This is a genomic window from Simiduia curdlanivorans, assembly GCF_030409605.1.
Lineage (GTDB): Bacteria > Pseudomonadota > Gammaproteobacteria > Pseudomonadales > Cellvibrionaceae > Simiduia > Simiduia curdlanivorans.
In genome coordinates this window covers 839692-860574 of record NZ_JAUFQG010000004.1, presented here as the reverse complement: position 1 = coordinate 860574, position 20883 = coordinate 839692, and the positions used below count along the sequence as shown (strand labels likewise).

Here is a 20883-nt window from a genome sequence, read left to right as displayed (position 1 = left end):
AAAAGATGGTGCATGGACGTCTCACGCTTACTCGACCAACTTAACGACGCACAGCGCGAAGCTGTGAGCGCCGAGCCTTGCAACCAGCAAATATTGGCTGGTGCCGGCAGCGGTAAAACCCGCGTGTTAGTGCACCGCATTGCCTGGCTGATTGAAGTCGAACGGGTGTCGCCGGTATCGATTATGGCGGTGACCTTTACCAATAAGGCGGCGCGCGAAATGCGTGCGCGGCTGGAAGAGCTGCTCGGGTTGAACCCGCGCGCAATGTGGGTGGGTACCTTTCATGGGCTTGCTCATCGGCTATTAAAGATGCATTGGCAAGACGCCAAGCTGCCGCAAAACTTCCAGATTCTCGATAGCGACGATCAATTGCGCATGATTAAGCGCGTCTGCGCTGAGCTGCAGTTGGATGAGAAACAGTGGCCGGCGCGACAAGCCCAATGGTGGATTAACGGGCAAAAGGATGAGGGCCGGCGCGCCGCCCATGTGGACGATACGGGCGATGTTTACACCCGCACCCACCTGGCTATATATCGTGGTTATGAAGCGGCCTGTAACCGCAGCGGCTTGGTGGACTTTGGCGAATTATTGTTGCGCGCGTTGGAGTTGTTGCGCGATAACGCGGCCTTGTTGCGCCATTATCAACAGCGCTTTCCGTTCATTTTAGTGGACGAATTTCAAGATACTAATGCCGTGCAATATGCCTGGCTTCGAGTCTTGGCCGGTAAAACTGCCTTTGTGACGGCGGTGGGCGACGACGATCAATCGATTTACGGCTGGCGCGGCGCGCGGATAGAAAATATTCAGCGCTTCAGCGACGATTTTTTGGGCTCCAAAATTATACGGCTCGAGCAAAACTACCGCTCCACCGCCACTATTTTGAAAGCCGCCAATGCGGTGATTGACAACAACCAAGGCCGCTTAGGTAAGGAGCTTTGGACCGATGGCGACGAGGGCGAGCTGATCGCACTCTATGCCGCCTATAACGAGCAAGACGAGGCGCGTTTTATCGTCGAGCGCATTGAGCAGTGGCACACCCAGCCCAATGCGCGTTTAGATCAAGTGGCGATTTTGTATCGCTCGAATGCCCAATCGCGGGTGTTAGAAGAGGCGCTGTTACGCGAACAAGTGCCTTACCGCATCTATGGTGGCCAGCGCTTCTATGAGCGCTTGGAAATTAAAAATGCCTTGGCCTATTTACGTCTTATTAATAACCCGCACGACGACCCCGCCTTCGAGCGCGTGGTGAATACCCCGACGCGCGGTATTGGCGAAAAATCGGTGGATACCATTCGCCAGTTTGCCCGCGCCGAAGGCAGTTCTCTTTGGAGCGCCGCCAATAAAATGGTGCAGGAAAAAATCTTGGCGGCGCGGGCGCGAGGCGCGGTGGAAGCCTTTCAGCAGTTGGTGCTGCAGTTAAAACAAGACACTAGCGAGCTAACCTTGGGGCCAATGGTCGATAAGGTGATTAAAGATTCAGGCCTACTCGAATTTCATAAAAACGAGAAAGGCGAAAAAGGTCAGGCGCGGGTGGAAAACTTGCAGGAGCTGATTAACGCCTGCGGCAGCTTCGTGGGAGAGGATGAAAATATCAGCGATCTTGCCGAGTTCTTAGATGGCGCTGCATTGGATGCTGGCGATCAGCAGGCGGATGAATTCGAAGACGCCGTGCAACTTATGACCTTGCACTCGGCCAAAGGTTTAGAGTTCCCCTTGGTGTTCTTAGCCGGCATGGAAGAAAATCTATTCCCCCATAAAATGTCTATGGAGGAGCCGGGCCGGTTGGAAGAAGAGCGTCGTTTAGCGTATGTGGGCATTACCCGGGCGATGGAAAAGTTGTACTTAACTTATGCAGAATCGCGGCGTATGTACGGCAGCGAAACCTACAATGCCCTCTCCCGTTTCGTTAAGGAAATACCTAGCAACTTGTTAGAAGAAGTTAGAGTTAAAGCCAGTTTTAGCCGGCCAGTGTCTTTCCAGCGCGCGGCGCCCTCGCGTTGGGATAATCAGCAAGAGGTGGTGCAAGAAACTGGCTTTAACTTGGGACAAACCGTGAGCCACCCAGTCTTTGGCGAGGGTATGATCACCCAGTTTGAAGGCCAGGGTGCAAACGCTCGCGTGCAAGTTAATTTTCGCGATGAAGGCTCGAAGTGGTTGGTATTGCGGTTGGCAAAACTAGAAGCCGTTTAGAATAATAAATTTACTACAGAAAATCTGACTATGGATAGCAGCAAAAAAACATTAGTGCCCCTGGTGATTATTGTACTCGTCGCCTTGGTGGTCGGTTTATTTTACGCCTTGGTTTTTACTCAGCCGGCGGCGCAATTGAGTTTTGAACAGGGCGAGCTAAAAAATCAACAGAAATACCATTGGCGTATGGTGACTACTTGGCCGAAAAACTTTCCAGGCCTTGGTATGGCGGGAGAAAATTTTGCCAAGTGGATTAACGAGGCCAGCAAGGGTCGCATGGAGGTAACCGTTTACGGTGCCAATGAATTGGTGCCCGCCCTCGGTGTGTTTGATGCGGTATCGAGCGGCAGCGTCGAGCTGGGTCATGGCGCGGCTTATTATTGGAAGGGAAAAATTCCGGCGGCGCCATTTTTTACCTCTGTGCCCTTCGGTATGAACGCGCAGGAGATGAATGGTTGGTTGCACTATGGCAATGGCGGCGCGCTTTGGCGCGAGGCTTATGCGCCGTTTAATATCGTGCCCTTTGCCGGCGGTAACACTGGTGTGCAGATGGCCGGTTGGTTTAACAAGGAAATCAATTCGCTGGCCGATATTCAAGGCTTAAAAATGCGCATTCCCGGTTTAGGCGGTGAAGTGTTCACTCGCGCCGGGGGCGTGGCGGTGAACATTCCCGGGAACGAGCTGTATACATCTTTGCAAACCGGGGTGATAGATGCCACCGAATGGGTTGGCCCCTATAACGATCTCGCCTTCGGTTTTCATCAGGTGGCAAAATATTATTATTACCCGGGTTGGCACGAGCCGGGCCCTACGCTTGAGCTGTTGATTAATAAAACGGCGCTGGAATCTTTGCCAGAGGACTTACAAAAATTGGTAGAGGTGACCGCCCGCGCCGTTAATCAAGATATGCTCGATGAATATACCGCGCGCAATAATCGCGCAATGAATGAATTGGTGAATAAACATGGCGTGCAACTTCGGCGTTTACCCGATGACGTGTTGCAGAAGTTGAAAGCGATTTCTGTGCAAATGTACGCCGAGCAGTCGGGTAAAGATCCATTCTTTGCCAAAGTTTACGCTGACTATGAAAGCTTTTTAAACCAAGCCCAGCAGTATCATAAAATTTCAGAAGAGGCTTACTACCAAAGCCGGTAGATTCGATGTTAGAGGCCGGTGCTGGCCTCTCCGTTAGGTCTTATATCGTATTAGCAAGGCTAGATAGCTAACCTTATTTTTGAATGGGGCGGGTTCTACCGTTGCCATCGATGGCGACAAAGACAAATTCACCTTCGGTAATTTTTTGTGCCTCGCCACCGCGTGGGTCGAGTATCCAAGCTTCCACCAGTGTGCGAATGGAGGAGCGCCCCACTTCTTCAACATCTACATAAAAGCCTACACAGGCACCAACGGGCACGGGCCGCAAAAACACCATAGAACCGGCCGCCACGGTGGTTACTCTGCCGCCCGCTATGGCTTGGGCTGAAACGGAGCCGGCTAGATCCATCTTGGTCATTAGCCAGCCGCCGTAGATATCGCCGCTGGGGTTGGTATCGGCCGGTAGGGTGAGTGCTTGCAGCATTAGCTGGCCGTTAGGTGTGGGGCTCTCGTCTTCGTTTTGCATTATTTATTTCTCGTTATAGATACATCAGCGCTTTGGCTAGTTGCGGAGCAGGTCCGGTAGCCAGCTTACTATCTCCGGTTTCATTGCTAGGAGCGTAAGGAGCGACAATTGGATCACAATATAAGGTACCACGCCACGGTAAATCTGCCCGGTGGAGACAGAATCTGGCGCTACACCCCGCAGGTAGAATAGGGCGAAGCCAAAAGGTGGGGTTAGAAAGCTGGTTTGTAAGTTAATGGCGATCATGATGCCGAGCCATAAGGGGTCTACGCCCATGGTGAACAACACCGGCGCGATGATGGGCACAACCACAAAGGTGATCTCGATAAAGTCGAGAATGAAGCCAAGCAGGAAAATCACTAGCATCACTAAGAGTGTGGCTGTGAAAACCCCGCCAGGCAGGCCGTCGAACAGCTGGTGCACCAAGGTTTCACCACCTAAGCCCCTGAACACCAAGGAAAAAAGCGAGGCACCAATGAGAATGGCAAAAACCATGGCGGTAATGCGGGTGCTGGATTGCACCACATCGGTAAGCACGGCTTTGCTGAGTTTGCCTTTAAAGAGTGCTAGCACTAGCGCGCCTAGCGCGCCTACGCCGGCCGCCTCTGTAGGCGTAGCAGCACCGCTTAATATTGAGCCTAATACCAATAAAATCAATAAGATAGGTGGGATTAAACTCGATAAAAAAGCACCCCACTCCGGTTTTTCATCATCGCCGGCGGGGGCTAAATTGGGCGCTCGCCAGGCGGTAAAAATCAAGTAGGCGAGGTACATAACTACCAGTAATAACCCGGGTACCAGTGCACCTATGAACAGATCGCCCACGGAGATCGGCTCGGAATTGTAGATGCTCTGCGCCAGTTGGGACTGCTGGTAAGCACCGCTGAGGACATCTCCCAGCAACACCAAAGCGATAGAGGGCGGAATAATCTGGCCAAGTGTTCCGGTCGCACAAATGGTGCCGGTGGCAAGTTCGGGCGAATAGCCGCGTTTGAGCATGGCGGGCAGGGACATTAACCCCATGGTGACCACCGTGGCACCCACGATACCGGTGGATGCGGCAAGCAAGGTGCCCACCAAAATAACCGAAATACCCAAGCCACCCGGAAGCCGGCCGAAAGCGCGGGCCATATTGTTAAGCAGGTCCTCAGCGAGGCGAGAGCGCTCCAACATGACGCCCATAAAGACGAACAGTGGCACGGCAATGAGCGTGACGTTGGTTAGGGTGCCGTAGAGCCGGTCCGGTAGCGCCAATAAAAGGTTGGGCTCAAAATGCCCCAATAAAATGCCCAGTCCGGCAAATATGAGTGCCACACCCGCCAGCGTAAAGGCGACTGGGTAGCCTAGCATCAAGGCTAAACAGACCGCGGCAAAGAGAAATAACGGCAGGTATTCGATCATGATTCGAACTCCCCCGTTACTAAATGTCCTAATTGGCCGAGCACCTGGCCGATGGCTTGCAACACCAAACTGGCGGCCGCGAGTGGCAGTAGACCCTTCAATAGATAAACAAAGGGCAAGCCAGCCGCTTCGGCCGAGGTCTCCCGAATGTGCCAAGCGTTGACAAAGAATGGCCAAGTTACCCAAAGCAGGTAAACCGCGAAGGGCAGGAGGAAAACCAAACTGCCTAAACAGTTAACCCAGGCTTGGGTGCGTGGGCTAAAGCGGCGGTAGAAGATGTCTACACGCACGTGCTGATCGGTATCGGCGGTATAGGCGAGGGCTAACAGAAACACGATGCCATGCAAGTAGGTGACACTTTCCTGTAATGCGACGCTGCCAATATTGAAGCCGTAGCGTAAAAGCACCACGCAGCTGGTCAGCAGCACCATTAGCAGGGTTAGCCAGGCTACGGCTCGCCCGAGCGCACTGGTTATTGCGCAGAGGCGGCGCTGGGTTTGGATAAGGGTCGCAAAGTCCATCTTATTGTTTCTTATTGAGGGTTTTTTGGCTGGCATTATACATAACACGGGGCCCCAGCTACTTGCCATCGACTTGTCACAATACTGTCATCTCGCTTTCATATAATTGTCACCTAAGCTACATAAAGTAGCGGACGTCACAAAACCCACGTCCCATTTGGAGAATTCCGTGAACAAACTTATTACTACAGCAGCCCTACTCGCTACCGCCATGGGCGTTGCCATGACCTCGCAAGCCGCTGCTCGCGACCATATCAGCATCGTTGGTTCATCTACCGTATACCCTTTCTCAACCACCGTTGCCGAGCGCTTTGGCCGCTCCACTAACTTCAAGGCGCCAAAAGTTGAATCTACCGGTACCGGCGGTGGCTTCAAGTTATTCTGCAGCGGTGTCGGTGTGCAATTCCCCGATATGACTAACGCCTCGCGCGCCATCAAAGATTCAGAGCTGGCCATGTGTGCTGAAAACAACGTTAAGGATGTTGTTGAAGTATTGATTGGCTACGATGGTATCGTCATTGCAAACGCCAAAGCCGCGCCTGCATTCAGCGTTACCCGCAAAGATTTGTTTTTGGCGCTGGCTAAATCAGTACCCAACCCTAAGGGCGGTGAAGCACTGATTCCCAACCCCTACAAAACTTGGAAAGATGTTAACGCGGCGTTACCAGCGAATAAAATCGAAGTACTTGGCCCACCACCAACGTCTGGTACGCGCGATGCGTTCTTGGAGATGGCAATGGAAGGTGGTTGTCAGACATTTGTTTGGGTGAAAGCTTTAGAAAAAGCCGACAAAGACAAGTACAAGAGCATCTGTCATGATATTCGCGAAGATGGTTCATACATCGAAGCGGGCGAAAACGATAACCTGATCGTGCAAAAGTTAAATGCCAACCCCAATGCCTTGGGTATCTTTGGTTTTAGCTTCCTCGACCAAAACAGCGATAAAGTGAAGGCCGCTCAAGTGGATGGTAAAGAACCTACCTTTGATACCATTGCCGACGGCTCTTACCCAATTTCGCGTCCTTTGTACTTCTACGTGAAGAAGGCGCACATCGGCGTAGTACCTGGTATGGCTGAGTACTTAGCTGAATTCACCAGCGAAAAAGCCTGGGGTGATGATGGTTACTTGACTGAAAAAGGCATGATCCCTATGTCTAAAGACAAGCGCACCAAAATGGCTGCAGATGTAAAAAGCTTGAAAACCCTGTAACAGCTGTTACTAATGATCGACCCAATCGTCAGGTACTAAGCGGTACCTGACGATTGTTTTATAGAGAACAATGAAATTTATGCAGCCTCTAACCTTAGCGACAATACTTTTAGCCCTGTTTGCCTTTGCCTTTGTCTTGGGCCGTGGTCGGTCGGTACTGCAATCGCAGGCTATTGGTGGAACCAGCCGCCTCGCATCACTGCCATTTTATTATGGGATGTTGACGGCACTTTGGTGCGCGCTGCCGTGCTTAATCGTGTTGGGCTTATGGCAACTGCTCGATGGCCAAATTATTCAGTGGCTAGTGATAGACCGCTTATCAGATACACAACAAAATCTCTCAGGCTCAGATGTCGGGCTTTTACTTAATACCATCACCAACCTTTCTCAAGGCCACTTAAGCGCTGATGGCCAGTCTGCAGAAATGTTAAGTGCGGCGGAAAGCTTAAAAAGCATTTTAAGAATTAACCAGTTGGCTTTAACAGGAACCTTGTTAAGTATTGCCATTCTGGGCCTATTGTTTGGCTGGAGTCGCGTTTCGCCAAGCCTGCGCGCGCGCCAAAAAGTAGAGGCGGCATTCAGTTTCGCCCTGTTGCTGTGCTCGTGTCTAGCCATCTTTACTACCATTGGCATCGTATTAAGCGTGCTGTTTGAATCGCTGCAATTTTTTAAATCTATCTCGCCCGTAGAATTCTTGTTTGGCACTCAGTGGAGTCCACAAATGGCGATGCGAGAAGATCAAGTTGGAAGCTCTGGCGCCTTCGGTTCCGTGCCGCTGTTTGCCGGTACCATGTTGATCTCTTTAATTGCTATGGTGGTTGCCGTTCCGGTTGGCTTAATGGCTGCGATCTATTTAGCCGAATACGCAAACAAAAGCGTCCGATTGGTGGTTAAACCCATGCTGGAAATTCTGGCCGGTATTCCAACTGTGGTGTACGGTTTTTTCGCCGCCCTTACCGTTGCGCCGATGGTACGCGATGCCGGTTTTAGTTTGGGCTTTTCGGCCTCGAGTGAAAGCGCGCTAGCCGCTGGTTTGGTGATGGGGGTCATGATCATTCCCTTTATTTCCTCCCTTGCTGACGACGTTATTACCGCCGTGCCGCAATCGCTTAGAGATGGCTCTCTGGCGCTGGGTGCCACCCACTCTGAAACCATAAAAAAAGTAGTCCTACCAGCGGCATTGCCCGGCGTGGTGGGCGGTATTCTGCTAGCTGTGTCGCGCGCCATTGGCGAAACCATGATTGTGGTCATGGCGGCGGGATTGGCGGCAAAACTTACCGCTAACCCACTCGAATCCGTCACCACAGTCACAGTGCAAATTGTTACTCTGCTTGTGGGTGACCAAGAATTTGATAGTCCAAAAACCCTAGCGGCATTCGCACTGGGATTGATGCTCTTTGTAACAACTTTAGCGTTAAATTTTGTTGCGCTCCACGTTGTGAAAAAATACCGAGAACAATATGAGTAAAAGTGAATCAACCATCGATATTGTTAATCGGAACCTAGCCAAGCGCTATCGCTCCGAAAAACGTTTCCGCTGGTACGGCATAGCGTCTGTGCTGTTTGGTTTAACCTGTCTGGTGGTTCTATTTACCGATATTATTGGCAAGGGCTATAAAGGCTTTCTGTCCACGGAAATTTATTTGTCTGTAGATCTGAATGCGCAAGACCTAGGTCTTACCGACTTGGCAGCGAAAGACGTTTATCTAATGGCCGATTTCGACGGTCAAATAAAGCGCTCGTTATATCAAGAGCTAAATATTACTGATCGTCGAGAGAAGCGAGCCGCGACCGCACTAATTAGTAGCGGCGCCAGCTACAGTTTGCGAGACACGCTGAAAGCCAACCCAGAGCTGATTAACAGCACGCAAGGGTTTTGGTTGTTAGCCGACGATGACGTAGACACCTGGTTCAAAAGCCGTAGCGACGACGGTTCAGAAGCCTTCACCGGGCGCCTGAGTGAGCAACAGCTAGCTTGGTTAAATGGGCTAATAGAAAAGCAGGCTTTGCGCACTTCCTTTAACACCACTTTTTTTACCAGCGGTGATTCGCGCGAGCCCGAAATGGCAGGTATTTTAGGCGCGGCCGCCGGTTCATTTTTTACCGTGTTAGTCACGCTGCTTTTGTCGTTTCCGATAGGCGTTTCAGCGGCCATCTACTTAGAGGAATATGCACCGAAGAATCGCTGGACCGATTTAATTGAGGTAAATATCAACAATTTGGCGGCGGTGCCCTCCATTATTTTTGGCTTGTTGGGTTTGGCGATTTTCATCAATTTTTTCGAGATGCCGCGCTCCATCCCGTTGGTGGGTGGTTTAGTTTTAACCTTAATGACCCTGCCCACGATTATCATTTCCAGCCGGGCGGCTATTAAAGCGGTGCCGCCGTCGATTCGCGAAGCGGCGCTTGGCCTTGGCGCCTCGAAAATGCAGGTGGTCTTGCACCACGTATTGCCGCTCGCCATGCCGGGTATGTTAACCGGTACCATCATTGGCATGGCGCAGGCGCTAGGTGAAACTGCACCGCTGTTGATGATCGGCATGGTGGCATTTGTTGTCGATGTACCGGGCGGCATTATGGATGCATCGACCGCGCTACCAGTGCAAATTTATCTGTGGGCCGATAGCCCAGAGCGCGCCTTTGTTGAAAAGACCTCAGCCGCTATTATGGTGTTGTTAGGCTTCTTATTTCTAATGAACACTCTGGCGGTATTGTTGCGCCGTAAACTTGAACGCCGCTGGTAATTCAGCGCGATATGTAATCTTTCTCATGACCCATGTAGTTAAGAGTGAAACAATGAATATTGCAGAACAAAATGCCGAGTATGAAACCACTGTAGGAAAGCCGCTTTTAAATGATCCAAAAATGTCTATGCGTGGAGTCGATGTTTTCTACGGCGACAAGCAAGCGATATTTGGTGTCGATCTCGATATCGGCCGCAACCAAGTGATCGCGATGATAGGCCCTTCCGGCTGCGGTAAATCGACATTTTTACGCTGCCTTAATCGCATGAACGACACCATCGATATTTGTCGAGTGCAGGGTAAGCTGATGTTGGAATCGCAAGATATCTACGATCCAAGCTTGGATGTAGTGCCGTTGCGCGCGCGCGTGGGCATGGTGTTTCAAAAGCCCAACCCCTTTCCAAAAAGCATTTACGATAACGTTGCCTATGGCCCCAAAGTGCATGGCCTTGCGACACGACGCACCGAACTCGACGAAATTGTTGAAACCTCACTGCGCAAAGCGGGCTTGTGGAATGAAGTGAAGGATAGGTTACATGGTCCTGGCACGGGCCTTTCCGGTGGCCAACAGCAGCGCTTGTGTATTGCGCGCACCATTGCCGTTAGCCCCGAGGTGATTTTAATGGATGAGCCCTGTTCAGCGCTCGATCCCATTGCGACGGCTAAAGTTGAGGAGCTGATCGCGGAGTTGAGTGAAAACTTCACCATCGCCATCGTCACTCACTCGATGCAACAAGCGGCGCGGGTGTCACATCGCACAGCTTATTTCCATTTGGGTAAGCTGATTGAAGTGAATGAAACGGAAAAAGTTTTCACCAACCCAGATCACGCCTTAACAGAAGCTTATATAACCGGCCGCTTCGGCTGATGGAGCAGTAGCTGTGGATAAATTAAATCTCGATCGTCATATTTCTCGTCAATTTAATGCTGAATTAGAAGCATTGCGCACCCAAATGTTAGAGATGGGTGGCTTGGTGGAACAGCAGGTGTCAGATGCCGTTGCCGCCATCGAAAGCGGAGACACGGCCTTAGCCGAGAAAGTAATTGTTAACGAAGACAAAGTGGATGAGTTCGAACTTGAACTCGATGAGCAGGCTACCTTAGTGCTAGCCAGGCGCCAACCTGCAGCCTCGGATTTGCGTTTAGTGTTAGCCGTTATTAAGGCTATCCGCGATCTCGAGCGCATTGGTGACGAAGCGCAAAAAGTGGCCAAGATGGCGATTGAGTTATCGGGCGCCGGCACTAACAGCCGCGGCGCCAGCGAGCTTCGTCATATCGGCGCGAGCGTGGCGGCCATGATGAACCAGGGCTTGGATGCCTTTGCCCGCTTTGACGCCGATGCAGCGCTGAAAGTGGTTGAAGCCGATAAGCTTGTGGACCGCGAATATAAAACTGCCATGCGCGAGCTGGTTACCTACATGATGGAAGACCCGCGCGAGATTTCTCGGGTGATGAACGTTTTGTGGGCGCTGCGCGCGCTGGAGCGAATTGGCGATCATGTGCGCAATATTTGCGAACATGTTATCTATTTGGTGCGCGGGCTGGATATTCGCCACATCAGTTTGGATGAAGCCGAAGCTAAATTGCACAGTAAAAAGCCGTAAGTCTCGCGCCAAGCCGCTGTTTGGCGGTTTTGGCGTTAACGACTAGAACAAATGTGCCAAAGTGCGTCTGCTCGCTAATCTAGCGGACGTCGCCTAACTACGTATAATGGGGCATTCTTTTCAGTTCGGATTGACCCGTGACCCCTGCTCCCCATCTTATTCTACTCGCTACGGCCCTATTACTTGTCGCCTGTGAACCCTCGCGGATTGAGCGAATGTCGGACTTCGAGCTGTCTGAGCGCTATGACTATTGTCTGGAAAAGAAACCCACGGCGCCCGGTAAAGCCACCGCCTGCGAAAATTTACGCCGAGAGTGCGAGCGCCGCAAGCGCGAGCTGGGCTCCTATGTCTGTCGCTCCCGCTGATGTCGCTTACTGACCGATACCGCTTGATTAGGTTGATACTCACTGATTAGGCTGAGGTCCTTTGATTAGGTTGAGGCTCTTTGATAAGACTGAGGTTGTTAGATTAGATAGTCCATTGGGTTAGACCCAAGCTTGCCCTATAATCCCCCGCTATTCGCCCGTCGTTCTGCTCTAGGATTTGTTATGAATGCTCTTCAAGTGATCGAAATTTTTGCCGGTCTTAACCCGCAAGGTCAGCCCGTTGCGGAAAAAGTTCAGGTACGGGTCAATGAAGACCAAAGTTTACAGTTGGTAAAGTCGCCGGCTTTCGTCAAGGGCCTGGCAAGTGGCGATAATATTAAATTTGATGCGCAGACGCAGGAGTTTGAAATTGTTCGTCGCAGCGGCAATTTATGCATTCGCGTATTTTCTCGCGATGACATCCATGCCGTAGCTGAGCAGTTAACCCCGGCCTTGGAAAAATTAGGCGGTGAACTGGATATCGAAACCCCACGTATGTTGGTTTACAGCGTGCACGTGAGTTTGGGTTTTACCGTCATCGAAGATATTTTAAATGGTTGCCTCGACGAAGAGTGTATGTGGCTGTACGGCAATGTTTACGACCCCCAAGACGGCAAAACGCCGTTGAATTGGTGGCAATCTATACTCGCGCCTGAATAAAACGGGAAGTTATTGATGTTATTGGTTATCTCGCCAGCAAAAACCTTAGACTTTGAAACGCCTTGGAAAATGGCGAAAGCGACGCAGCCCGGCTTCCTCGAGCATTCACAAGTACTTATTGATGAGTTGAAAAAGTTATCGCCACACGATATTTCTGCACTGATGAGTGTTAGCGATAAAATTGGCACGTTGAATTTTGATCGCTTTCACGCCTGGCAACAGCCCTTTGATTCAAGCAATGCCAAGCCTGCCATGCTGGCCTTTAAAGGCGATGTGTATACCGGTTTGCAAGCGGAAAATTTTGACGCTAAGGCGCGTAGCTTTGCGCAGAAACATTTGCGCATTTTATCCGGCTTGTACGGGCTATTGCGCCCATTGGATTTAATGCAGGCCTACCGCCTGGAGATGGGAACGAAATTTACCAATCCAGTAGGCGCTGACTTGTACGCATTTTGGGGTGATAAAATCACCCAGGCGTTAAACGCACAATTACAAGCTAGCCGTAGCGATGTATTGGTTAATCTTGCTTCGGCGGAATATTTTCGCGCCGTGAAAAAAGGCCAACTGAACAAGCCGATTGTGACCCCAGTATTTAAAGATTATAAAAATGGGCAGTACAAAATTATTAGCTTTTTCGCTAAAAAGGCGCGCGGTTTGATGGCAGCCTATGTTATTGAAAACCAATTAACCGACGTTAATGGCTTAAAGACTTTTAGTACCGATGGTTACGCATTTGATGCGGCCAGCTCTAGTGACACTGAATGGGTATTCAAACGTAAAACGGCTAGCTAATCTATTTGATAGTCTATTTGAAATAGTTTGGCGTGCTTTTTAGTCCAAATCCGTCTTGCAGGTTTTTTGCTTACTGGTAATGTAGCGGCACGGTGGATTTGCCTCAGTGGCTTCAGCTAGATCTCTGTTATTTCGAAAGTGCATAGAGTGTTTAGTTGCTACAGCCAACAACCATAATAAAGGGTAAACGCAGTCACCCCTGTTAATGTTTGCAGCGCCTTAGAAGGCACCGCAAAGCCACTGGAGTGACCCATGCAGCAAGATCTAGCGTTTGTCGACTATGTCATCGAGCAATTGCAAAAGGCTGGCGGAAGCCGCACCGCGACGGTCGAAACCCGTCATCGATTTAACGCTGTCAGCATCAGTTATCACGGCCAGCTGGTCGGTTTAATTGTCAATAACACCCTCTATTTACAACTGGGTCACCAAGTTGCCGCCGAGCTCTTGCCCGGTATCCGCCCACTCAAGCCCACGGGCGTGGACGTCGATAGCCAATTTTTCCCTGTCCCATTAGCCTGGTTGGCCGATACCAAGCAGCTAGGCCGTTGTTTGAATAATGCCTTGTTAGTAGATCAGCCCCTTTCCGCCTACGCATAAAATGCCATCCTAACCAGCCCATTTCGCACTTGCCTGCTAGGCTATAAGTTAACGCTTATGTAGGGGTTGTGGAATGTCTGCACGCATTCTGGTGGTTGATGACGCCAGTTTTATTCGCGATATGGTGAAGAAAAATCTTAGAACCTTGCTGCCCGGGGTTACCCTGTTCGACGCGCCCGATGGCCACCGAGCCGTGTCGATTCTTAAGAAGCAAAGTGTCGATATTATTTTGTCGGATTGGGAAATGCCAGGTATGTCTGGCGAGGAACTGTTGCAGTGGGTTAGAGCCACGGAAGCCCATGCTAAGACCCCCTTTGTGATGGTTACCAGCCGAGGCGACCGGGAATTTGTGGTCAAGGCGGTACAAGCGGGCGTATCCGATTATCTGGTCAAGCCGTTTACCCCTGACGAGTTGATGACCAAAGTGTCAAAACAATTGAAACGCCTGGGAATAGACGCCACTAGCCGGCCGGCGGCTGGCGCACAAGGCGTGGCATTTGGCTCTATCGAAGCTCTTACTGGCAAGCCGGCAGCTGTCTCAGTGCCAGCCGCTGAGGCTTTGGCTCCGAAAGCCAAGCCAAAGGCGGCTGCTAAAGCCCCTGCGAAATCGAAAAAAGGCATGGCGCAGCTGCGTTTAGCGGGTCAGCAACTGGACTGCTTAATCCGTGAGCTATCGCTGCAGGCGTTAAACGGTATTATCCAGCGCACCGATCAATTACCACAGTTGTTTGAGTCTGCCGTGCTAGATATCACGGATCTTGATGGCAATGCTGTGGCGCGGGTAAATGGCTATATCAGTAGTCTACAAGCGGCCGAGGCGCGCATGGACACGCGGCTGATTAAAATCACTATTCGCTTTGTGGACGATGATCCTGCTAAATTTGAGAGCTTGTCGAAATATATCGCTAAGCTGTAGCCGTGTATCGACGCACTCAATAACAATAATTTAGGTGTTGTCTGTGGAATCAATCGACCTTAAACCCTTTTCTCAAGCCTGCCAGAACAACAGAGCGCCTATTCTGCAACATTTGCGGCGCCTGTTTGATGGTATTAAAACGGTATTAGAGGTGGGCAGTGGCACCGGTCAGCACGCCATACATTTCGCTAAGTCGCTACCGGATTTGACCTGGCTTGCCAGCGACCTAGAAGAGCACCACGCCGGCATTCGCCTGTGGATGGCGGAGTACGATCTGCCCAATCTGCGCGGCCCCTTTTTGCTCGATGTAACCCAATCTTGGCCTGAACTACCACCAATTGACGCGATCTACTCGGCCAATACGGCGCATATTATGGCTTGGCCCTGTGTCGAGCAGATGTTTGCAAAGGTGGGTGAGCAGTTATCTTCTGGCGGTTTATTTGTGCTTTATGGGCCCATGAATTACGGCGGTAGCTATACCAGTGAAAGTAACGAGCGCTTCGATGTGTGGTTAAAGGCGCAAGACCCCGAGCGCGGTATTCGCGATTTTGAAAAAATCCAACACCTAGCTCAGCTGGCGAATTTAAAGGCGTTAGAAGATAACGAGATGCCGGCGAACAATCGCTTGTTGGTGTGGCGGAAGAATTAGGGACAGAAGTTTACAGTTTACGGTAGACAGGAAAAACTTTGAGCCGCAAGCCGCAAGCCGCAAGCCGCAAGCCGCAAGCCGCAAGTTCCGGGAGCACTGGCGGTTTTCGATGAGTGTGGCTGGGTGAGTTGGGCGCTAAGCCTACAAGTGGGTGTGCGGACTAGTGCTACTAGACGCTGCTATATCGACATCGATCATGAGCCCGACCCTGCGCGCTACTTCTTTGAATTTTACTGGTGGACATTACTTGTGCGCCAAGTGAGCTGGCGTCAGCGTGGGAGCTTAAGATAATTCCGGCTGCGTGTAACTTTGGCTAAAGTGATACTCGAAAGTAGGAGCTGAACCTTAAGCGTTGTCAGTATTTTTATAAGGCAATAAGTCGCGCGCGGCCTTGAGGTAGGCTTGGGTCTGGTTGCGCTCTTCGGCGATGAAGTGATTAATGGCGGCGCGGGCGTCGGTGTCTTTGATGTAGTGGTTGGAGTAAACAGCAACGGGTTCGAAGCCGCGCTGGATCTTGTGCTCGCCTTGGGCGCCCGGGTCAAAACGCTTAAGGCCGCGCGCTATGGCGAACTCTATGCCTTGGTAGTAACAGGCCTCAAAGTGCAAACATTCAACCTCCTCTAGACAACCCCAATAGCGACCGTAAAGGGTCTCATCATCAAAAAAGCACAGGGCTGTGGCGATAGTTTGCTCGCCGCGCTGGGCGATCACCATCATCATTTGCTCCGCCATCACCTCGCCAAGGCGCTGGAAAAAATCAAAATTGAGATATCCGGCCCGGCCTGAGCGCTTTAGGTAGGTGGTGTGATAGCACTGATAGAACAGGCGCCAGTCGGCGGCGCTGATGTCGGCGCCAGATTTGCGAACCAAATGAACACCCTGCTCCATCACCTTGCGCCGCTCGCGCAATAGCGACTTTCGCTTTCTGGCGTTAAATGTAGCTAAAAACTCGTTAAAATCGTTAAAACTACGGTTAAACCAGTGAAACTGGGCTGTTTGCCGCTGCGCCCACCGGGCGCTTAATTGCTCACTCGCGGCGGCTTCTGGCAGTAGCCAGTGCAAGCTACTCAATTGCTCTGTCTCAACATGTTGCTCCAACCACTGCTGCACTTGCAGCAACTCCGCTGGGGTTAGCTGGCCGAACATGCGCGGGCCCCAGGCTGGGGTAAAGGGAATGGCGGCGACCAATTTGGGGTAATAGGGTCTACCGGCGCGCTGAAAGGCCTCGGCCCAGGCCCAGTCAAAAACGTACTCACCCCACGAATGTTGTTTCAAATACAAGGGTGCACAGGCAATGATCTGTCGCGCCGGGTTTCGAACCACCAAGTATTGAGGCTGCCAGCCCGACGCCGCACCGACGCAGCCGGCTTGCTCTAAGGCGTGCAAAAAATCGTACCGGCCAAAGGGGTAGCGACTGCGCAAAAGACTCTGCCAGGTGTTGGCACCTATGGCTTCGATGGTATCAACGAGTTCGATATTTAGCATGGCGCCATACTAAGGTTTGCTCGCCTACTTGGGTAGCGGCGCGCGCGCTAGTTATTGAGGTGTAATCTGTAGCAGTCGCTGTTTAGGGAAGTGACAGGTAAAACTCGAACCCTTGGCTACTTGGCTGCTGATGTCGAGCCGCGCGTCGTGGCGGGACAGGGCGTGTTTGACGATGGCTAAACCCAAGCCTGTGCCGCCTGTGGCACTGTTGCGGCTGTCGTCTACTCGGTAGAAGCGCTCGGTCAAGCGCGGCAGATGTTTAGCGTCTATACCCGGGCCGTTGTCGGCCACTTCCACCTGCAGGCCATATTGATCTTTGCGCGCATTGACGGTGATGGTGCTGGTGTTAGGCGTGTATTTAATGGCGTTGGTAATGAGGTTGCCGAAGGCACTCTGAAGTTCTTTTTCTACCCCGAGTATGGCGATATCGTCAGCGCAGTTTAACACCAGATTGCGCGGCTGCTTCGCCACCGAATGGGTTTCGTCGATTAGCCGGTTGAGCAGTGGATAGAGCGCAACCGGCTGATGCCGCTCGGGATTAACCTCTGTCTCGAGCACCGAAAGCGCAATTAGGTCGTTCACCAGCATGTGCATGCGCGAACACTGTTGTTGCATTTGCGCGAGTGGTTTCTGCCAGGCCTCGGGTTTATCGTCGGCGTCGGCGAGAGTCTCTAAATAGCCTTTGAGTACCGTCAGTGGCGTGCGCAGTTCGTGCGATACATTGGCGACGAAATCTTTGCGCATTTGCCCAAGCTTGTGCAGCGAGGTAATGTCGCGCGCCACCACTAGCCGTTCGTTTTGGCCATAGCGGGTGACTTGGAACTGCAGGCGCTGGTCTTTATTGCGCGAGGCGGGTAAATCGAGCGGCTGCCGGTAGTCTTGGTTTTCCATGTAGGCGACAAACTTGGGGTTGCGCACATAGTTCACCAGTGGCTGGCCTTGGTCGGTTTTCTCAAAGGCAAAGAGGCGCTCGGCAGCTGGGTTCCACCAGTCGATATTGCCCCGGCTGTCGAGTAACAGCACCGCATCGGGCAGTGCGCCGGTGGTTTCCTGAACGCGATTTAACACCTGCCTCACGCGATCCGACTCTTTTTCCTGGCGCTTTTGCAGCCGGTAAATGCTTTCGAAAATATCAGACCAAATCCCACTGGCCTCCGGCGGCGGCGATTTTTTGCGCTGGTTTAGCCACAAATCCAGCTGCCGTATTTGCCAAAGCATCCAAAAGATATAGAGGGTACAACCCAGCAACAGCGTGACCAGCACGGAGCCATTGGCCAGGCCAAAACCAATGCACAGCGTGGTGAACAGGGCGACGCGCTTGAGCTCGGCATGAAATCCTCTTAACACGAAACGTCCTTATTTGCTGGCGACTTTGGTGGAGAATCGATAGCCCGAACCGCGCACGGTTTGCACAAATCTGTCGTGTTCTTGCATGGATAGAGCCTTGCGCAGGCGCCTTATGTGAACGTCTACCGTGCGCTCATCAATATACACATTGCCGCCCCAGATGTGGTCGAGCAGCTGGCCGCGATTGTACACGCGCTCTTGGTGGGTCAGGAAAAAAGCCAGCAAGCGGTATTCGGTTGGACCCATATCCACCGGCTCATCGGCGATAGTAACGCGCTGGCTAATGGGGTCTAGGCACAATTGATCGACGGTGATGGGCTGTTCTGGTGTATCGGGTTCGATACGGCGCAGCACGGCCTTTAACCGCGCAATCAGCTCGCGCGGCGAAAACGGCTTAGTGATGTAATCATCGGCGCCTGTCTCTAGGCCCTGAATTTTATTATCTTCCTCGCCCTTCGCCGTGAGCATGATAATGGGGGTTTTGGCCGTGATCTCTTCGCGCTTTAACCGCCTAGCTAGCTCGATGCCCGATGTGCCCGGCATCATCCAGTCTAACAGGATTAAATCGGGCTTCTCATCAATCGCCAAGGCGTGACCCTGCTGGGCATTTTCCGCTTCTAGACAGCGGTAGTCTGCCATCTCCAAGGCCACGCGCAACATGTCGCGAATGGAGGGTTCGTCATCGATGATCAAAATGGTCTTTTTGCTCATAACCGGTTCGTCTGCACTTTGGTTGGACCTGTATTAGATTACGGTTAGATGACAGTTATATGACGAGGCCTCTAATCAAGCTAGCAGGGTATCAGCCAGTATGCCGGCAAATATCACCGCGCCCACCCATTTGTTGTTAAGAAAGGCCTGAAAGCAGGCCTTAGGTTGGCGTTTGCGGCTGAGCCAGAGCTGCCAAATAAACAGCAAAGCGGCACCAGCTAGGCCGGCGAGATAGTAGTGCCCAAGCTTAAAGTGATCGCCCGCCAACCACAGCGCAAACAGTGTCATTAGCTGCAAACAGCCGATAATCACGAGATCCAGTTCGCCAAACAGTATGGCGGTGGATTTAACCCCAATGCGCAAATCGTCGGCGCGATCCACCATGGCGTAGTAGGTATCGTAGGCCACGGTCCAGAGTACTACGGCTGTATATATGAGCCAGATGCCGTTATCCAGATCACCGCGCACGGCGGCAAAGGCCATGGGAATACTCATGGCAAAGGCGGCGCCCAACACCACTTGCGGTAAGTGGGTGTGACGTTTCATGTAGGGGTAAATCGTTGCGAGTGCCAAGGCACCAAAGGCCAGCGAAAGGGTTAATAGGTTGGTGAGCAGGACCAGAAAAAAGGCGCAGATAATGAGCCCAGCGAAGCACAATAACGCGCCGGACGGCGTCACTTCGCCGGTTGCCAGAGGGCGCGACTTGGTGCGAGCCACTTGCCCGTCGACCTTGCGATCGGCGTAGTCGTTAATAACACAACCCGCCGCGCGCATAACAATGACGCCTGCTACAAAGATAGCGAGCACTCGCAAACTGGGTGTGCCATCGGCCGCGATCCAGAGCGCCCAGAGCGTGGGCCAGAGTAACAACAAGGTGCCGATGGGTTTATCAAAGCGCATTAGGCGCCAATAGGCGCCTAGGGTCGAGGTGCCGGCTTTTACTTGGCGCGCTGGTTTGGTCGAGCGCGTTTTTGCTGCGGTTGACTTCCTGGGTTGATCCTTGGCCATGTGATGTTCCTTAAAGGCTCGCGAGAAAGTCTGGTAGGAATACTTCGCTCACCAGTAGTGGGTTCTTGTCGATGTAGAAAACCGAGCGCCGGCCCCACAAGTCGACGGCAACCGGCAATTTCAAGTCAGGGTGTAGATACTGGTGCTCGGCGCAAATAGCGGCGGCCTCTAGCGGGTCTCTACGCATGCTTGGGTCTTGGAATAGCAGCGCGCCGAGGGGCTTATTGTCTAGGTACTTTAAGGCTTTAAGTCGACCGGTCAGGCTGGTATAAGGGACCAGACTGCGGGCGAAAACCCAGTTTTCACCCCGCCCCTTGAGAATGACTTCGCGCACTAACATCTTTTGCCGCGACGGGCATTTCAGCACCAATAATTCACTGGGTCTTGCTTGGCCCCAGCCTTGGTTTAGCAGCTGAACGTCGAACTGGCCCTGACAGTGGGCCTGCAAGCGGGCGGTGAGTGAGCCTTGGTCTAGAATCCAAGGCGCCAAGTCGCGCGGCAGTTGCCAGCCTTTTTGCGCGGCGGGCCGCCACAGGGGCTCGCGTTGTCGATAATGTATGGGCAATGGCCTTCCTAATTGCAAATATGCGGTGTGTTTAGACAAATAAACCTGTCTAGGCGCGCTATTCTATGAGGCGCAAGCTTGCGGGGCAATCGACATTGGCGCTGGCGCTGGCTTGTGGAAAGGCGGTAGCATTACGTCCTAATTGGACTAAACAAACAAAAACGCAGGACGGATTCTCCATGCATAAATCAGATCTCATTGCTGCTGTTGCAGAAACAGCGGACCTAACCAAAGACAAAGCCGATTTGGTGGTGTCTTCAATTTTGGAACAAATCACCAATGCGCTGTCGCGCGACGATGTGGTTAGCCTTGTTGGCTTTGGTTCTTTTTCCCAGCGAAAACGCGCCGCCCGTACCGGTAGAAGCCCAAAAACTGGTGAAACCATTCAAATTCCCGCCAGCGTTTCCGTTGGCTTCAAGCCTGGAAAAGGTTTGAAAGACGCCGTAAACAGCTAAAGTTCGCCCGACTGAGCTAGCTTGGCTGGCTCTCCCCTCCCT

Annotated in this window: 22 protein-coding genes; 14 read left to right on the top strand and 8 right to left on the bottom strand. The window is 52.0% G+C overall.

The window, feature by feature from the left end; genetic code table 11:
* Positions 1–12: 12 nt before the first annotated feature.
* Both uvrD and QWY82_RS03990 read left to right on the top strand, forming a co-directional pair.
* A complete protein-coding gene (gene uvrD, locus QWY82_RS03995) occupies positions 13–2190 on the top strand; it encodes a DNA helicase II (protein ID WP_290260132.1) in 2178 nt (725 codons plus the stop codon).
* A 30-nt stretch (positions 2191–2220) separates the two neighbouring features.
* Positions 2221–3345: a TRAP transporter substrate-binding protein gene (locus QWY82_RS03990; RefSeq protein WP_290260130.1), complete on the top strand. Its 1125-nt coding sequence runs from the start codon at positions 2221–2223 to the stop codon at positions 3343–3345.
* 73 nt (positions 3346–3418) lie between these two features.
* Here the strand turns inward: QWY82_RS03990 and QWY82_RS03985 are convergent, their stop codons facing one another.
* From QWY82_RS03985 to QWY82_RS03975, 3 genes are read right to left on the bottom strand one after another with little or no spacing between them, the layout of a single operon-like run.
* Positions 3419–3811 carry an acyl-CoA thioesterase gene (locus tag QWY82_RS03985; protein WP_290260128.1) on the bottom strand — a complete coding sequence of 131 codons (393 nt, stop codon included), beginning with the start codon at positions 3809–3811 and terminating at the stop codon, positions 3419–3421.
* A gap of 36 nt (positions 3812–3847) precedes the next feature.
* Positions 3848–5212, bottom strand: coding sequence for a TRAP transporter large permease (locus QWY82_RS03980; RefSeq protein ID WP_290260126.1), 1365 nt, complete (start codon positions 5210–5212; stop codon positions 3848–3850).
* The gene (locus QWY82_RS03975; RefSeq protein WP_290260125.1) at positions 5209–5733 is read right to left on the bottom strand and encodes a TRAP transporter small permease subunit; all 525 of its coding nucleotides are present in this window, start codon (positions 5731–5733) and stop codon (positions 5209–5211) included. The genes QWY82_RS03980 and QWY82_RS03975 overlap by 4 nt, the downstream gene beginning before the upstream one ends.
* 169 nt (positions 5734–5902) lie before the next feature.
* Between QWY82_RS03975 and QWY82_RS03970 the strand changes: the two genes are divergently transcribed.
* The 11 genes from QWY82_RS03970 (at position 5903) to QWY82_RS03920 (ending at position 15270) form a co-directional block, all read left to right on the top strand.
* Positions 5903–6943, top strand: a complete 1041-nt coding sequence (locus QWY82_RS03970; RefSeq protein ID WP_380736106.1) for a PstS family phosphate ABC transporter substrate-binding protein — start codon at positions 5903–5905, stop codon at positions 6941–6943.
* Positions 6944–7022: 79 nt separating this feature from the next.
* Positions 7023–8411, top strand: coding sequence for a phosphate ABC transporter permease subunit PstC (gene pstC / locus QWY82_RS03965; protein WP_290263432.1), 1389 nt, complete (start codon positions 7023–7025; stop codon positions 8409–8411).
* Positions 8404–9687: a phosphate ABC transporter permease PstA gene (gene pstA / locus QWY82_RS03960; protein WP_290260122.1), complete on the top strand. Its 1284-nt coding sequence runs from the start codon at positions 8404–8406 to the stop codon at positions 9685–9687. The genes pstC and pstA overlap by 8 nt, the downstream gene beginning before the upstream one ends.
* A gap of 52 nt (positions 9688–9739) precedes the next feature.
* On the top strand, positions 9740–10555 hold the full coding sequence (pstB, locus tag QWY82_RS03955) for a phosphate ABC transporter ATP-binding protein PstB (RefSeq protein WP_290260120.1): 816 nt from the start codon (positions 9740–9742) through the stop codon (positions 10553–10555).
* A 13-nt stretch (positions 10556–10568) separates the two neighbouring features.
* Complete coding sequence (gene phoU, locus QWY82_RS03950; RefSeq protein WP_290260118.1) at positions 10569–11291, top strand: phosphate signaling complex protein PhoU; 723 nt, start codon at positions 10569–10571, stop codon at positions 11289–11291.
* A gap of 137 nt (positions 11292–11428) precedes the next feature.
* Positions 11429–11656: a hypothetical protein gene (locus tag QWY82_RS03945; protein WP_290260116.1), complete on the top strand. Its 228-nt coding sequence runs from the start codon at positions 11429–11431 to the stop codon at positions 11654–11656.
* A gap of 183 nt (positions 11657–11839) precedes the next feature.
* A complete protein-coding gene (locus QWY82_RS03940) occupies positions 11840–12316 on the top strand; it encodes a DUF4265 domain-containing protein (RefSeq protein ID WP_290260114.1) in 477 nt (158 codons plus the stop codon).
* Positions 12317–12331: 15 nt separating this feature from the next.
* Positions 12332–13108: a peroxide stress protein YaaA gene (yaaA, locus tag QWY82_RS03935; protein WP_290260113.1), complete on the top strand. Its 777-nt coding sequence runs from the start codon at positions 12332–12334 to the stop codon at positions 13106–13108.
* 252 nt (positions 13109–13360) lie between these two features.
* Positions 13361–13705: a hypothetical protein gene (locus QWY82_RS03930; RefSeq protein WP_290260111.1), complete on the top strand. Its 345-nt coding sequence runs from the start codon at positions 13361–13363 to the stop codon at positions 13703–13705.
* Between the two features lie 73 nt (positions 13706–13778).
* A complete protein-coding gene (locus QWY82_RS03925; RefSeq protein ID WP_290260109.1) occupies positions 13779–14621 on the top strand; it encodes a response regulator in 843 nt (280 codons plus the stop codon).
* Between the two features lie 43 nt (positions 14622–14664).
* On the top strand, positions 14665–15270 hold the full coding sequence (locus QWY82_RS03920; RefSeq protein ID WP_290260107.1) for a DUF938 domain-containing protein: 606 nt from the start codon (positions 14665–14667) through the stop codon (positions 15268–15270).
* Between the two features lie 345 nt (positions 15271–15615).
* Here QWY82_RS03920 and QWY82_RS03915 read toward each other — a convergent pair whose 3' ends face one another.
* The 5 genes from QWY82_RS03915 to QWY82_RS03895 form a co-directional block, all read right to left on the bottom strand.
* Positions 15616–16755: a GNAT family N-acetyltransferase gene (locus QWY82_RS03915; RefSeq protein WP_290260106.1), complete on the bottom strand. Its 1140-nt coding sequence runs from the start codon at positions 16753–16755 to the stop codon at positions 15616–15618.
* A 51-nt stretch (positions 16756–16806) separates the two neighbouring features.
* Complete coding sequence (phoR, locus tag QWY82_RS03910; RefSeq protein WP_290260104.1) at positions 16807–18102, bottom strand: phosphate regulon sensor histidine kinase PhoR; 1296 nt, start codon at positions 18100–18102, stop codon at positions 16807–16809.
* Between the two features lie 9 nt (positions 18103–18111).
* Positions 18112–18813, bottom strand: coding sequence for a phosphate regulon transcriptional regulator PhoB (phoB, locus tag QWY82_RS03905; RefSeq protein ID WP_290260102.1), 702 nt, complete (start codon positions 18811–18813; stop codon positions 18112–18114).
* A 75-nt stretch (positions 18814–18888) separates the two neighbouring features.
* A complete protein-coding gene (gene ubiA / locus QWY82_RS03900; protein WP_290260100.1) occupies positions 18889–19821 on the bottom strand; it encodes a 4-hydroxybenzoate octaprenyltransferase in 933 nt (310 codons plus the stop codon).
* A gap of 10 nt (positions 19822–19831) precedes the next feature.
* A complete protein-coding gene (locus QWY82_RS03895; protein WP_290260097.1) occupies positions 19832–20386 on the bottom strand; it encodes a chorismate--pyruvate lyase family protein in 555 nt (184 codons plus the stop codon).
* Positions 20387–20565: 179 nt separating this feature from the next.
* On the opposite strand from QWY82_RS03895, the gene QWY82_RS03890 reads away from it, so the two are divergent.
* Complete coding sequence (locus QWY82_RS03890; RefSeq protein ID WP_290260095.1) at positions 20566–20841, top strand: HU family DNA-binding protein; 276 nt, start codon at positions 20566–20568, stop codon at positions 20839–20841.
* Positions 20842–20883 lie beyond the last annotated feature (42 nt).

What these genes read in the sequence shown, in the direction of transcription:
- uvrD (WP_290260132.1), top strand. Translation starts at nt 13, where the DNA reads ATGGACGTCTCACGCTTACTCGACCAACTTAACGACGCACAGCGCGAA.
- QWY82_RS03990 (WP_290260130.1), top strand. Translation starts at nt 2,221, where the DNA reads ATGGATAGCAGCAAAAAAACATTAGTGCCCCTGGTGATTATTGTACTC.
- QWY82_RS03985 (WP_290260128.1), bottom strand. Translation starts at nt 3,811, where the DNA reads ATGCAAAACGAAGACGAGAGCCCCACACCTAACGGCCAGCTAATGCTG.
- QWY82_RS03980 (WP_290260126.1), bottom strand. Translation starts at nt 5,212, where the DNA reads ATGATCGAATACCTGCCGTTATTTCTCTTTGCCGCGGTCTGTTTAGCC.
- QWY82_RS03975 (WP_290260125.1), bottom strand. Translation starts at nt 5,733, where the DNA reads ATGGACTTTGCGACCCTTATCCAAACCCAGCGCCGCCTCTGCGCAATA.
- pstC (WP_290263432.1), top strand. Translation starts at nt 7,023, where the DNA reads ATGCAGCCTCTAACCTTAGCGACAATACTTTTAGCCCTGTTTGCCTTT.
- pstA (WP_290260122.1), top strand. Translation starts at nt 8,404, where the DNA reads ATGAGTAAAAGTGAATCAACCATCGATATTGTTAATCGGAACCTAGCC.
- pstB (WP_290260120.1), top strand. Translation starts at nt 9,740, where the DNA reads ATGAATATTGCAGAACAAAATGCCGAGTATGAAACCACTGTAGGAAAG.
- QWY82_RS03940 (WP_290260114.1), top strand. Translation starts at nt 11,840, where the DNA reads ATGAATGCTCTTCAAGTGATCGAAATTTTTGCCGGTCTTAACCCGCAA.
- yaaA (WP_290260113.1), top strand. Translation starts at nt 12,332, where the DNA reads ATGTTATTGGTTATCTCGCCAGCAAAAACCTTAGACTTTGAAACGCCT.
- QWY82_RS03930 (WP_290260111.1), top strand. Translation starts at nt 13,361, where the DNA reads ATGCAGCAAGATCTAGCGTTTGTCGACTATGTCATCGAGCAATTGCAA.
- QWY82_RS03925 (WP_290260109.1), top strand. Translation starts at nt 13,779, where the DNA reads ATGTCTGCACGCATTCTGGTGGTTGATGACGCCAGTTTTATTCGCGAT.
- QWY82_RS03915 (WP_290260106.1), bottom strand. Translation starts at nt 16,755, where the DNA reads ATGCTAAATATCGAACTCGTTGATACCATCGAAGCCATAGGTGCCAAC.
- phoB (WP_290260102.1), bottom strand. Translation starts at nt 18,813, where the DNA reads ATGAGCAAAAAGACCATTTTGATCATCGATGACGAACCCTCCATTCGC.
- ubiA (WP_290260100.1), bottom strand. Translation starts at nt 19,821, where the DNA reads ATGGCCAAGGATCAACCCAGGAAGTCAACCGCAGCAAAAACGCGCTCG.
- QWY82_RS03890 (WP_290260095.1), top strand. Translation starts at nt 20,566, where the DNA reads ATGCATAAATCAGATCTCATTGCTGCTGTTGCAGAAACAGCGGACCTA.